Genomic DNA, 11,864 nt, shown 5'->3' on the forward strand with positions numbered 1-11,864 from the left:
TCCGCCTGAAGCCGGGTCCGGGGCGGAGCCCCCTACGCGGCGGAGCCGCACATCGGACACAGCCGGGAAGGGGCGGGGGCCAGGGAACAGGCCCCGCCGCGGCGGGGCCTAGACCGCCGCAGGCAGTACCACCTCGAACCGGCACCCACCAGGGACGTTGCACACCGTCGCCCGCCCCGCATGCGCCTCCACGATCCCCCGTACGATCGCGAGCCCCAGCCCCGCCCCCGCCGGAGGCGTGCGCGCGGCCGAGCCCCGCCAGCCCGTGTCGAAGACCCGGGGGAGGTCGTCCTCCGGGATGCCGCCGCAGCCGTCCGTCACGGACAGCACCACCGTGTCCGCCTCCCGCCGCGCGGCCACCGCGACCGTCCCGTCCTCGGGGGTGCGGTGGATCGCGTTGACGAGGAGGTTGCCGAGGACGCGCGTCATCTCCTTGCCGTCGACCTCCACGGGGACCGCGTCGACCCGGTCGCCTACGAGGCGCACGCCGTGTTCGCGGGCGAGCGGTCCCGCCCCGGCGAGGGCGTCGCCCACCAGGTCGTACACCGACATCCGGCTCGGGCACAGCGGCAGGGCGCCCGCGTGGATGCGGGAGAGCTCGAAGAGGTCGCCGACCATGGAGTTGAGCCGGTCCACCTCGTGCCGGATCTGGCGGAAGTAGCGCTGGGGGTCCTCGGCCATCCCGTCCTCCAGCGCCTCGGACATGGCGCGCAGCCCGGCGAGCGGGGTCCGCAGGTCGTGCGAGATCCAGGCGACGAGTTCCCGGCGCGAGGTCTCCAGCGCCTTCTCCCGCTCCCGGGAGCGGGCCAGGCGCTCGCTGGTGGCGGCCAGTTCGCGGCCGAGCTCGGCGAGTTCCGCGGTGGCGCCGCCCCCGGGGGCGGCGAAGCTGCCGTCGTCGCCGAACGAACGGGCCGCGCGGGTCAGGGCGTTGCTGCGGGCCACCACCCAGCGGCCGAGCAGCAGGGCCGTCGCGAGCGAGACGACGGCGGCCATGGCGCAGACGGTCGTGACGACGGTCAGGTCGTGCGAGGACAGGAACATCGCCCAGGCCACGGCGAGCGTCCCGGCCAGCATCGCCGTGACCGACACGGCCGCCACCACCGTCAGCGAGACGGCGACCGAGCGGTGGCGCAGCGCACGGAGCGCGACGGCGCCCAGCAGCCCGGCGGCCGCGGCGCCGAGGAAGGCGAAGAGGGCCATGAGCAGGACGTCACGCATGGCCGGGCCCGCCTTCCGCGGGGACCTCGAAGCGGTAGCCGACGCCCCAGACGGTCTGGATGAGGCGGGGCCGCGCGGGGTCGTCCTCGACCTTGCTGCGCAGCCGCCGCACGTGCACGGTCACCGTCGACAAGTCGCCGAACTCCCAGCCCCAGACCTCGCGCATCAGCTCCTCGCGCCCGCAGGCCCGGCCCGGGTGGCGCAGCAGGAACGCGAGCAGGTCGAATTCCCTTACGGTGAGGGCGAGTTCGACGCCGTCCTTCGACGCCCGGCGGGCCACCGGGTCGAGGGTGAGGCCGGCGGCCCGCAGCGGGGGCGCCGAGGCGGGTCCGGTGGCGGCGCGCGCCTGGGCGCGGCGCAGGACGGACTCGACGCGCAGCACCAGCTCGCGGGGGCTGAAGGGCTTGGTCACGTAGTCGTCCGCGCCGAGCTCGAGCCCGAGGATGCGGTCGTCCTCGTCGCCGCGCGCCGTCAGCATGATCACCGCGACCGGCCCTGCGGCACGCAGTCGGCGGCACACCTCCAGGCCGTCCATGCCGGGCAGCATCAGGTCGAGCACGACGAGGTCGGGGCGGAAGGCGGCGGCCTTCTCCAGCGCGCCGGGGCCGTCGGCGGCCCGGTCGACGGCGAGGCCGGCCCGGTCGAGGTAGCCGGCCACGACCTCGGCGACGGTCGGGTCGTCGTCCACGACGAGCACGCGGGCGGGGGGTGCGGTCTGCATGCCGCAAGCGTCGCACGCCGGACGGCGGGCGCCCGGCGGCGTCGGGCGCGGGCCGGGCGATGTCCGCGTTTCGTAAGAACGCGAGGTCTGAAATGTCGGAATTCTCTCCGTAGGGTGAACAGCGTGACAGACCAGACCGCGACCTCGCGCACCGACCGCGTCGATGTCGTCCTCCCCTGCCTCGACGAGGCCGCCGCGCTCCCCTGGGTCCTGGCCCGCGTCCCCGCCGGCTGGCGGGCCGTCGTCGTCGACAACGGCTCCACCGACGGGTCGGCGGACGTGGCCCGCTCGCTCGGGGCCACCGTCGTCCACGAACCCAGGCGCGGCTTCGGCGCCGCGTGCCACGCCGGGCTGCGGGCCGCCGACGCGGAACTCGTGGCCTTCTGCGACTGCGACGCCTCCCTCGACCCCGGGCTGCTGCCCGCCATGGCGGAGGCCGTACGCTCCGGCACCGCCGACCTCGTGCTGGGCCGCCGCCGGCCCGAGGGCCGTGGCGCCTGGCCGCTGCACGCCCGCCTGGGCAACGCCGCCCTCGCCCGCCTGCTCCACCGGCGTACGGGCCTGCGCCTGCGCGACCTCGGCCCCCTGCGCGTCGCGCGCCGCGAGGCCCTGCTCGGCCTCGGCCTGACGGACCGCCGCAGCGGCTACCCGCTGGAGATGGTCGTCCGCGCCAGCGACGCGGGCTGGCGGGTGACCGAGACGGACGTCCCGTACCGCCCCCGCACAGGCACGTCGAAGGTGACCGGCACCTGGCGCGGCACGTGGCGCGCGGTCCACGACATGCGGGGTGTCCTGCGGACGGCTCCCACGAGCGCGGAGGCCGCAACTCCATGAACGCGCCCTCCGAACGCCCGACGCCGGGCCACGCCGTGGACGGGAACGTCAGGAGCGCCCCGCACCGGGCCTACCGCTCACCACACGCGGGCCACTCTGCCGACCGCTGCCACGGGCGCGGAGGCCACGACGCCGTGATCACGCCCTCTCAGCACCCAGCACCGGGCCGCCCCATCAGCGGGAGCGCCGGAAGCGGCCCGCACCCGGTCTACGGCCGAAACCACGCGACGTACCCCGCGAACGGCCCCCACGGAGACCGAGGCCGCACCCCCATGCACACCTCCTCCAATCCCCAGGACACCCCCTCCAAGGCGAAGGGCACCTGTCACCCAGCCCGCGTCACGCGACGCGTCCTACGGACGGCTCCCACGAGTAAGGCGGTCACGGCTTCATGAACGCATCCCCCGAGCGACCGGCGCCGGGCCGTCCGACGGATCCCGGCGCCTCGTCCGGCACCGCCGCACCGGCGCGGCCCCACGACCCGTATCAGCCCACCGTCCCCGGCGCCCCATGGCGTCATCACTCGCCCGGCCGACCCGGACCCCGCGCCGTCGGGCACTCGCCCGTCGGGCCCACCACGGTTCTCGTCATCGCCAAGGAGCCGCTGCCCGGGCGGGTGAAGACGCGGCTCACGCCGCCGTACAGCCCGGAGCTGGCCGCCCGGATCGCCGAGGCCGCGCTCGCCGACACCTTGCGGGCCGTGCTCGCCATGCCCGCGCGGCGGCGCGTGCTCGTCCTCGACGGCCGGCCCGGGCGCTGGCTGCCTCCCGGGTTCGACGTCGTGCCGCAGTGCGCGGGCGGGCTCGACGAGCGGCTCGCGGCCGCCTTCGCCGGGTGCGCGGGGCCCGCGCTGCTCATCGGCATGGACACCCCGCAGGTCACCGCCGGGCTGCTGGCCCCCGCGCTGGCGGACGACGCGTGGCGCGGGTGCGACGCGTGGTTCGGTCCGGCCGCCGACGGCGGGTTCTGGGCGCTCGGCATGGCGGAACCCCGGCCCGGCCTGGTGCGCGGCGTCCCCATGTCCACGGCCCGCACCGGGGCCGCCCAGCGGCGCCGTCTCACCGAGGCCGGGCTCGCCGTGCGCGACCTGCCCGAACTCCGTGACGTGGACACCGCCGAGGACGCGGCCCACGTCGCGGCCGCGGCACCGCACGGGCTCTTCGCGGCGGCCGTCGCGGCCGGGGCCGCCCGGTGACCCTCGGCGAACTGACCGTGCGCCGGACCACCGGCGCCTGGAGCTCCGACCCCTACGCGGACGCCGTCCACATCGGCCGCGGCCCGCTCTTCCTGCGCCGCGCGGACGGCTGGCTGCTGCCCCTCGAAGTGGAGCGCTGGTGCGCCGACGCGGACCCTGCCGACATGACCGTGCTCGACCGCTGCGAGGGCGAGGTCATCGACATCGGCTGCGGCCCCGGCCGCCTCGTCACCGCCCTGGCCGCGCTGGGCCGCCCGGCCCTGGGCGTCGACGTGAGCCCGGCGGCCGTCGCCCGCACCCGCCGCACGGGAGGCACGGCGCTCTGCCGTTCGGTGTTCAACCCCCTGCCGGGCGAGGGCCGTTGGGGCACCGCACTGCTCGTCGACGGGAACATCGGGATCGGCGGTGACCCCCGCGCCCTCCTGGCCCGGGTCGCCGCCATCACCGCGCCGCGCGGGCTCCTCCTCGTCGAGGCCGCCACGGCGGACGTCGACGAGCGGGTGCGGGTGCGGGTGGACGACGGCCGGGGACGGCTGGGGCCGGCGTTCCCCTGGGCGCGGGTGGGGATGACCGCGCTGCTGCGGCACGCGGACGCGGTGGGGTGGCGGATGGCGGACCGCTGGGAGTCGGCGGAGCGTCCGTTCGCGGCGCTGCGGCTCTGACGCGGGCCACGGCGCGGCGGGCGGCTGCCCGGGCGGGGATCCCCCGCCCGGGTCAGCCGCCCTGATGGTGGGCGATCACTTCTTCCAGGGAGCCCTGGGGGACCTCGCCCGTGGGCGTCAGTTTGTCGACCGCCTGCGGAATCACCCGGGCGAGCTGGTCCGCCGCTTCCTCCGGGGTGACGCCCGCCTTCTGGGCGACGTGGTCGAGCGCCTGATAGGGCAGTGCCTGCGCCACTTCCGGGCCGCTGACCGGCTCGTTGGGCCCGGTGGCCACCCAGGAACCGGTCTTCGCGCCGAGACCGCCCTCCTGGAGCTGCTGCAGCAGGCCGGAGAGCGACTCCCCTCCCCCGCTGCCGAGCGCGCCGAGCAGCGAGCCCAGCAGAGAGCCTTCCTTGCTGCCGCCGAGCAGCCCGCCGAGCAGGGTTCCCAGGTCGTTGTCCGCCATGTCTGCCGCCTTTCCCGGAAGCGCACCGATATGCCATCCATCTATCCCGGGACGGCGGCTCCGGCCCGGGATGGCGGGATGTTCACCCGTACGCAGCCACGGTCGGACGCGCTGTGGCGCCCGTGCGAACTCGGCCATTCCTTCCGTGAAACCGACCTCCGCGCGCCAGCCCAGCTCCTCGCGCAGGCGCCGCGACGACGCGGTGATGTGGCGGACGTCGCCGAGCCGGTACTCGCCCGTGACGACGGGCGCCGGTCCGCCGTGCGCGGCGGCCAGGGTGGCGGCCATCTCCCCGATGGTGTGCGGGGTGTCGCTGCCGCAGTTGAACGCGCGCAGGGTGCCCGCGGGGCGGTGGGCGAGGTGTTCGAGCGCGAGGGCGTTCGCCGCGGCCACGTCCCGTACGTGCACGAAGTCGCGCCGCTGGCGGCCGTCCTCGAAGACGCGGGGTCCCTCGCCGCGGGCGAGCGAGGAGCGGAAGAAGGAGGCGACGCCCGCGTACGGGGTGTCGCGGGGCATCCCCGGGCCGTAGACGTTGTGGTAGCGCAGGGACACCGCCGTGCCGCCGGTGGCGCGGGCCCAGGCGGCGGCCAGGTGTTCCTGGGCGAGCTTGGTCGTCGCGTAGACGTTGCGGGGGTCGGCGGGCGCCTCCTCGTCGACGAGGCCCGGCGTCAGTTCCCGGCCGCAGCGCGGGCAGTGGGGTTCGTAGCGCCCGGCGTCGAGGTCCGCGGCCGCCCTCGGGCCGGGGCGCACCACGCCGTGCCGAGGGCACACGTAGTGGCCCTCGCCGTAGACGACCATGGAGCCGGCGAGGACCAGGCGGCGTACGCCCGCGGCGGCCATCTCCGCGAGGAGGACGGCCGTGCCGAGGTCGTTGCAGCCCACATAGGCGGGCGCGTCGGCGAAGTCCTTGCCGAGGCCGACCATCGCGGCCTGGTGGCAGACGGCGTCGATGCCGCGCAGGGCACCGGCCACGGCCACGCGGTCACGGAGGTCGGCGCCGGTCCACTCGACACCGGGGGGCCGGGGCGGTGCCTCGGGGTGGGCCGCGGGCAGCAGTGCGTCGAGGACGACGGGCCGGTGCCCGCGTGCGGTGAGTGCGGTGACGATGTGCGAGCCGATGAAGCCCGCGCCTCCGGTGACGAGTACGCGCATGGTCCCGACGTTAGGGGCGCGGGCGGCGGGGCGCCCGTCCTGGCGCCCCGCCGTCACCGGTCCGTAAGAACCGCGCCGGCCGTCAGGCCGCCTCGCTCGTGGCCGTGGCCGCGCGCGCCGCCCAGCGCTGCTCGACCTTGCCGAACCGCCAGTAGGCGAGCGCGGCCGCCCAGACGACCACGAAGAGGCCGACGATCACGAAGCCGACGTTGTCGAGGTCGAGGCCGGAGATCCAGCCGGTGACCGGGTCGTTCATGTCGAGCTTGTCGTGCAGCACGGTGACCAGCTCGATGGTGCCGATGAGGAAGGCGACGGCGATCGACAGGCCGGTGATGGTGAGGTTGTAGTAGACCTTGCGGACGGGGTTGGAGAACGCCCACTGGTAGGCGAAGTTCATGAACGTGCCGTCGAGGGTGTCGAAGAGGCTCATCCCGGCGGCGAACAGCAGCGGCAGGCACAGGATCGCGTACCACGGCAGCCCGGCGGCCGCGCCGCTGCCCGCCATCACCATGAGGGTGACCTCGGTGGCGGTGTCGAAGCCGAGGCCGAAGAGGAAGCCCAGCGGGTACATCTGGCCGGGGCGGGTGATGGAGCGGGTGAAGCGGCCGAGGATGCGGTTCATGAAGCCGCGCGAGTCCAGGTGCTGCTCCAGCTCGGCCTCGTCGTAGCGGCCCTCGCGCATCGCGCGGAAGATGCGCAGGATGCCCGCGAGAGCGACGAGGTTGAGGGCGGCGATGAGGTAGAGGAAGCCGCCGGAGACCGAGGTGCCCACGACGCCGAGGGTCTGGTGGGTGGTGGAGTCCTCGTCCATCAGCTTCCCGGCGATCTGGGTGCCGCCCGCCACCAGGGCCGCCATGACGACGACCACGCTGGAGTGGCCGAGGGCGAACCAGAAGCCGACCGAGACCGGGCGCTTGCCGTCGGCCATCAGCTTGCGGGTGGTGTTGTCGATGGCGGCGATGTGGTCGGCGTCGAAGGCGTGCCGCATGCCGAGGGTGTAGGCGGTGACGCCGAGCCCGACGCCGTAGACCTTGGAGTCCACGGTGTAGTGGTCGGGGACGACGAGCAGATAGAGCACGCCGAAGGCGACGACGTGCAGGGCGGCTATGACGCCCAGGAGGCCGGCGGTGCGCACGGTGTCCTGGCGGCGCCAGCGGAAGGCGGGCAGGCCGCCGGTGGCGGGCCCGGCGGGGGTTCGGGTGGGCAGGGTCATCTTGCGGGTCACGCTCCAGCACCTCGTGGATCTTCTCGTGAGATGCCGTGGCCGGTCTCCTGGCTTACGGGTTCGCTCGCGCCCGCCCCTGCCTTCCCGGCAGCCGGCTGCGGCCAGTGGCTCCACGCGCCCGTGGGTGCGCGCGGAACGGGACGGTAACTCCCCGATCACAGTGGCGAGGGCCGCTCCGGAGTGGGACCACGAGGGTCCGTCACCGGTCTTCCCGAGCACCACGGCCGGGCCACTTTAACGCCCTGACCGGCGGGAGTGGCAAAGAAGTGGCAGTTGCCATAGGGAAGCAGGAAGCAACCTTGACCTCTCGCGACTCCGCCCGCCGTTCCTTGGCGCCGATGCTGGACGTGCCCCGCGGGCCGGTGCTACCAGTGCAGTTGACGGGTCACCCCGTCCGGCAGAGAGAGGGCACACCCATGGCGGACACCGGACAGGAACCGGAGCAACGGGTCGGATTCGTACGCCGGATCGGGCTGTTCCAGGCCACCACCATCAACATGAGCCAGATGTGCGGTATCGGGCCCTTCGTCACCATCCCCCTGATGGTGACGGCGTTCGGCGGCCCGCAGGCGGTGATCGGATTCGTCGCGGGCGCGCTGCTGGCGCTCGCCGACGGGCTGATCTGGGCGGAGCTGGGCGCCTCGCTGCCGGGGGCGGGCGGCAGTTACGTGTATCTGCGGCAGGCGTTCCAGTACCGCAGCGGGAAGCTGATGCCGTTCCTGTTCGTGTGGACGGCCATGCTGTTCATCCCGCTGGGCATGTCGACGGGGATCATCGGCTTCGTGCAGTACCTCGGCTATCTGTGGCCGGGCATGGGGCAGACCGCCGGGGACCTCGTGGGGCTCGCGGTCATCGTGCTCATCGTCGCGGCGCTGTGGCGGCGGGTCGAGAACATCGCACGGCTCACCGTGGTGCTGTGGGCGGTGATGATCGCCTCGGTCGTCCTCGTCATCGTCGCGGCGTTCACCCACTTCAGCCCCGACCGCGCCTTCACCTACCCCGCCCACGCCTTCGAGCTGACGACCAATCACTTCTGGATCGGCTTCGCGGCGGGCCTGACCATCGGCATCTACGACTACCTCGGCTACAACACCGCCGCCTACATGGGCGCCGAGATCAAGAACCCCGGACGGACGCTGCCGCGCGCGATCGTCTACTCCATCCTCGGCATCATGGCGATCTATCTGCTGCTCCAGATCGGCACGCTGGGGGTCGTCGACTGGAAGCAGATGCTCGACGAGAACTCCACGGCGCACTCCTCCGTGGCCTCCGCGGTCCTGGAGGCGGCCTGGGGCAAGGGCGCGGCCCGGACGATCACGGTGCTGATCCTCGTCACGGCCGTCGCCTCCGTCCTCACCGGGCTCCTCGGCGGCTCCCGCGTGCCCTACGACGCCGCGCGGGACAAGGTCTTCTTCCGCTCCTTCGGCAGCCTGCACCCGCGCCACCACTTCCCGGTGCTGGGCCTGGCGTCGATGGGGGTCATCACTTGCGTCGGCTTCCTGATCGGCCGTCATACGGACCTGACCACGCTGATCCAGCTGCTGACGACCGTGATGGTGATCGTCCAGGCACTGGCCCAGGTGGCGGCGGTGTCGGTGCTGCGCCGCCGGCAGCCGGGGCTGCGCCGCCCGTACCGCATGTGGCTCTATCCGCTGCCGAGCCTGGTGGCGCTCGTGGGCTGGCTGGTGATCTACGGCTACGCGGACAAGAACTCCCCCGGCCGGCACCCCATCGAATGGTCGCTCGCCTGGGTCGCCGCGGGCTGCGTGGCGTTCGTGCTCTGGGCGCGCTACGAGAAGGTGTGGCCGTTCGGGCCGCGCGAGATCTCGGAGGAGTACCTGCACGCCCCCGACCCCGACGCGGGCGCCGATCCCGACGGCTCCACGGGCCCGGGAGCGGGCCCCGACCCTGACGCCGGGCCGGGCGCGGGCCCGGGCGCCGACACCGATCCCAGGGCTCCCGAACCGGTCTGACGCCGCCTCACGCACGAGGGGCCGAGCGGCCCGGCCACCGGTGACCGGGCCGCTCGGTGATAGAAATTGCATCCATGCCCGTGACCCCCTCACCCTCCGCGCCCCCGGCCTCCTCACCGCACGCCCCGGCCGCGGCACCGCGCAGACTGCTCTGGCACCGCCTCATATTCGGGCTGTGGTTCCGGCCGGTCGAAGTGCTCGACGAGGCCCGGGACCGCAGCGTCTGGGGTGCGGCGACGTTCCTGTGCCTGCTCGCCGGGCTGCTGGGGACGCTGGGCAGGGGCGACTTCCGGGCGCAGTGGCAGGTCAGTCCCACGCTCGCCATGGAGGCGGTGGCCATCGCCGACGGCGTCCTGCTCCTCGCCAGCCTGCTGCTGGGCGCCGCCACGCACGCGATCGCCCGCCGGCTCGGCGGCAACGGCAAGTTCGGCCCGACGGTCACCCTGTTCGTGGTGATCTTCTGGGCGACGGACCTGCCACGGCTGGCCCTCGACGCCTGGCTGCCGGGCGGCTCCTATCCCGTACGGGCCGCGGCCTGGATCACCGCGGGCTTCGGATACGCCTTCTCCGCGCTGCTGATCCGGGGCCAGCACCACCTGCCGACGCACAAGGCGGTGGCGGCGGTGAGCATTCAGATGCTGGCGGCGGTCGCGCTGCTGAAGTTCCCGGCCGGCGGCTGAGGTCCGGACCGGCGACGGCCGTCGCGCACGGAGGAGATCCGTGGCGGAAGTCGACGGCCCGCCCGGTGCGACGGGGGATGCACACCGGGCGGGCTCACGCACAGTTCTACCTCATCAAGGATGGGTCATGCATCAAAAACCTGTTCGGCTTTTTCTATGACCACCGCACGGGGAGCGAAATCAAGCCACGCGCCCGCACCGAAGGCCGCCACTTGAGCTCCTCGCGCGGAACGTCGAGCTCCAGCGACGGGAACCGCTCCAACAGCGCTGCCAGCGCCGTTTCCGTCTCCATCCTGGCCAGCGGCGCTCCCAGGCAGTAGTGGATGCCGTGCCCCAGCGCCAGATGCCCGGAACGATCACGGTTCGGATCCAGCCGTTCCGGATCGACGAAGTGACGAGGATCACGATTCGCGGAGGCGACGGCGAGCAGCACGGTCTCGCCCGCGGGCACCGTGACCCCGCCGATCTCGATGTCCTCCAGCGGAAATCGCCTGATCGCCAGGGGTGCGGGTCCGTCCCACCGGTTGAACTCCTCGACCGCCGCGCCGAGTCCGGCCGGATCCGATCGCAAGGATTCCATCAAGGCCGGATGATCCAGCAGGGCGAGGACGGAGTTGGCGATGAGGTGAACGGTGTTCTCGTAGCCGGCGAAGAGAATGAGAAAGGCGAGCGAGGTGAGCTCGTCCTCGGAGAGCCGGTCTCCCCCGTCGCCGTCGTCCCGGACCGCGATCAGGTCCGAGAGCAGGTCGTCGCCGGGTTCGGCGCGCTTGCTCGCGATCAGTCCGACGAAGAAGCGCACCAGGCTCCCGACCGCCTCCTTCAGCAGGTGCGGCCGCTCGGGGTCGGGCGCGATCATCGCGTCGGTCCAGGCACGGAAGTCCAGCCGGTCCTCCTTGGGCACACCCAGCAGGTCGCAGATGACGATGATGGGCAGCGGTCCCGCGTAGGCGGCGAGGAGATCGGCGCGCCCGCCGGCCTCGACGGCGTCGAGGAGTTCGCCGGCGACCTGGCGCACCGGGGCGCGGAGCTTGTCGACGCGGCCGGGGGTGAACGCCTTCACCACCAGGCGGCGCACGCGGGTGTGGTCGGGCGGATCCATGTTCAGCAGGTTCGCGTCCAGCGCCGGAGGCAGCGAGAAGCCGCTGTAGTTGCCGGGCTTGGCGTTGCGCCTGTCCAGCGACAGCCGGGGGTCCGCGAGGCACTGGCGCACGTCGTCGTAGCGGGTCACCAGCCAGGCGGGCCGGCCGTCGGAGCCGGCGATCCGCTGGACGGGCCCGGCCTCACGCAGCTTGGCGTAGGTGCCGTACGGATCGGTGGTCATCGCGCTGACGTCGAAGGAGGCGGTGTTCTGCATGAAAGACGACTCTAGACGGACAGGTTCAGGGCCTGACCGGTGCGTTTCCCCAACGAGCCCGTCCGGCGTTTGAGGACAACGCGCGAAGCGTGTTGCGGGGTCCGGGCGAACCCGGGGGGCAAACCAGCCCGTTGGGGGCACCTCCCAGCGGTAGCTGGGGGAGTTTGAGGACACCGCCGCGAAGCGGTGGTGCGGGGTCCGGGCGAACCCGGGGATCAAACCAGCCCGTTGGGGGCACCTCCCAGCGGTAGCTGGGGGAGCTTGAGGACACAACCGCGAAGCGGTGGTGCGGAACACAACACCCCGCAGACTGGTTCCAGGGCGGCTTCCGGCCGAGCACCGCCTGGGACGGCCGCCGCGGCCACTACGCGAAGTGCTCCGGCGGCACCCACACCAACACCGGCG

10 protein-coding genes, 1 pseudogene and 1 riboswitch are annotated in these 11,864 nt (G+C 73.5%); of the genes and pseudogenes, 5 read left to right on the forward strand and 6 right to left on the reverse strand.

The window, feature by feature from the left end:
• Positions 1 to 108: 108 nt before the first annotated feature.
• On the reverse strand, positions 109 to 1,218 hold the full coding sequence (locus AB0435_RS02785) for a HAMP domain-containing sensor histidine kinase (protein ID WP_366006766.1): 1,110 nt from the start codon (positions 1,216 to 1,218) through the stop codon (positions 109 to 111).
• Positions 1,211 to 1,939, reverse strand: a complete 729-nt coding sequence (locus tag AB0435_RS02790; RefSeq protein ID WP_366006765.1) for a response regulator transcription factor — start codon at positions 1,937 to 1,939, stop codon at positions 1,211 to 1,213. The genes AB0435_RS02785 and AB0435_RS02790 overlap by 8 nt, the downstream gene beginning before the upstream one ends.
• A gap of 114 nt (positions 1,940 to 2,053) precedes the next feature.
• Between AB0435_RS02790 and AB0435_RS02795 the strand changes: the two genes are divergently transcribed.
• The 3 genes from AB0435_RS02795 to AB0435_RS02805 all read left to right on the forward strand — a co-directional run bounded on the left by AB0435_RS02795 (position 2,054) and on the right by AB0435_RS02805 (position 4,630).
• On the forward strand, positions 2,054 to 2,773 hold the full coding sequence (locus tag AB0435_RS02795; RefSeq protein WP_366006764.1) for a glycosyltransferase family 2 protein: 720 nt from the start codon (positions 2,054 to 2,056) through the stop codon (positions 2,771 to 2,773).
• Between the two features lie 391 nt (positions 2,774 to 3,164).
• Positions 3,165 to 3,968: a DUF2064 domain-containing protein gene (locus AB0435_RS02800; RefSeq protein WP_366426032.1), complete on the forward strand. Its 804-nt coding sequence runs from the start codon at positions 3,165 to 3,167 to the stop codon at positions 3,966 to 3,968.
• A complete protein-coding gene (locus AB0435_RS02805; RefSeq protein ID WP_366006762.1) occupies positions 3,965 to 4,630 on the forward strand; it encodes a class I SAM-dependent methyltransferase in 666 nt (221 codons plus the stop codon). The genes AB0435_RS02800 and AB0435_RS02805 overlap by 4 nt, the downstream gene beginning before the upstream one ends.
• A gap of 52 nt (positions 4,631 to 4,682) precedes the next feature.
• Here AB0435_RS02805 and AB0435_RS02810 read toward each other — a convergent pair whose 3' ends face one another.
• The 3 genes and pseudogenes from AB0435_RS02810 to AB0435_RS02820 all read right to left on the reverse strand — a co-directional run bounded on the left by AB0435_RS02810 (position 4,683) and on the right by AB0435_RS02820 (position 7,440).
• A complete protein-coding gene (locus AB0435_RS02810; protein WP_366426045.1) occupies positions 4,683 to 5,213 on the reverse strand; it encodes a YidB family protein in 531 nt (176 codons plus the stop codon).
• Positions 5,190 to 6,227: pseudogene (locus tag AB0435_RS02815) on the reverse strand (NAD-dependent epimerase/dehydratase family protein); the annotation flags it as partial. The pseudogene AB0435_RS02815 and the gene AB0435_RS02810, both read right to left, overlap by 24 nt.
• Positions 6,228 to 6,309: 82 nt before the next feature.
• Positions 6,310 to 7,440, reverse strand: a complete 1,131-nt coding sequence (locus tag AB0435_RS02820; RefSeq protein WP_366006782.1) for a HoxN/HupN/NixA family nickel/cobalt transporter — start codon at positions 7,438 to 7,440, stop codon at positions 6,310 to 6,312.
• Positions 7,441 to 7,471: 31 nt separating this feature from the next.
• Positions 7,472 to 7,690, reverse strand: a riboswitch (cobalamin riboswitch).
• A 178-nt stretch (positions 7,691 to 7,868) separates the two neighbouring features.
• Between AB0435_RS02820 and AB0435_RS02825 the strand changes: the two genes are divergently transcribed.
• The gene (locus AB0435_RS02825; RefSeq protein ID WP_366006761.1) at positions 7,869 to 9,425 is read left to right on the forward strand and encodes an APC family permease; all 1,557 of its coding nucleotides are present in this window, start codon (positions 7,869 to 7,871) and stop codon (positions 9,423 to 9,425) included.
• Positions 9,426 to 9,499: 74 nt separating this feature from the next.
• On the forward strand, positions 9,500 to 10,105 hold the full coding sequence (locus AB0435_RS02830) for a YIP1 family protein (protein ID WP_366006760.1): 606 nt from the start codon (positions 9,500 to 9,502) through the stop codon (positions 10,103 to 10,105).
• A 154-nt stretch (positions 10,106 to 10,259) separates the two neighbouring features.
• On the opposite strand, the gene AB0435_RS02835 is transcribed toward AB0435_RS02830, so the two are convergent.
• Positions 10,260 to 11,459 carry a cytochrome P450 gene (locus tag AB0435_RS02835; RefSeq protein ID WP_366006759.1) on the reverse strand — a complete coding sequence of 400 codons (1,200 nt, stop codon included), beginning with the start codon at positions 11,457 to 11,459 and terminating at the stop codon, positions 10,260 to 10,262.
• Between the last annotated feature and the right edge of the window lie 405 nt (positions 11,460 to 11,864).

The organism is Streptomyces sp. NPDC051173 (genome assembly GCF_040689515.1).
Taxonomy (GTDB): domain Bacteria; phylum Actinomycetota; class Actinomycetes; order Streptomycetales; family Streptomycetaceae; genus Streptomyces.

Excerpts from the sequence above, each read along its gene's own strand:
- AB0435_RS02830 (WP_366006760.1), top strand. The coding sequence starts at position 9,500 with ATGCCCGTGACCCCCTCACCCTCCGCGCCCCCGGCCTCCTCACCGCAC.
- AB0435_RS02835 (WP_366006759.1), bottom strand. The coding sequence starts at position 11,459 with ATGCAGAACACCGCCTCCTTCGACGTCAGCGCGATGACCACCGATCCG.
- AB0435_RS02785 (WP_366006766.1), bottom strand. The coding sequence starts at position 1,218 with ATGCGTGACGTCCTGCTCATGGCCCTCTTCGCCTTCCTCGGCGCCGCG.
- AB0435_RS02820 (WP_366006782.1), bottom strand. The coding sequence starts at position 7,440 with ATGACCCTGCCCACCCGAACCCCCGCCGGGCCCGCCACCGGCGGCCTG.
- AB0435_RS02825 (WP_366006761.1), top strand. The coding sequence starts at position 7,869 with ATGGCGGACACCGGACAGGAACCGGAGCAACGGGTCGGATTCGTACGC.
- AB0435_RS02800 (WP_366426032.1), top strand. The coding sequence starts at position 3,165 with ATGAACGCATCCCCCGAGCGACCGGCGCCGGGCCGTCCGACGGATCCC.
- AB0435_RS02790 (WP_366006765.1), bottom strand. The coding sequence starts at position 1,939 with ATGCAGACCGCACCCCCCGCCCGCGTGCTCGTCGTGGACGACGACCCG.
- AB0435_RS02810 (WP_366426045.1), bottom strand. The coding sequence starts at position 5,213 with ATGGCCGAGTTCGCACGGGCGCCACAGCGCGTCCGACCGTGGCTGCGT.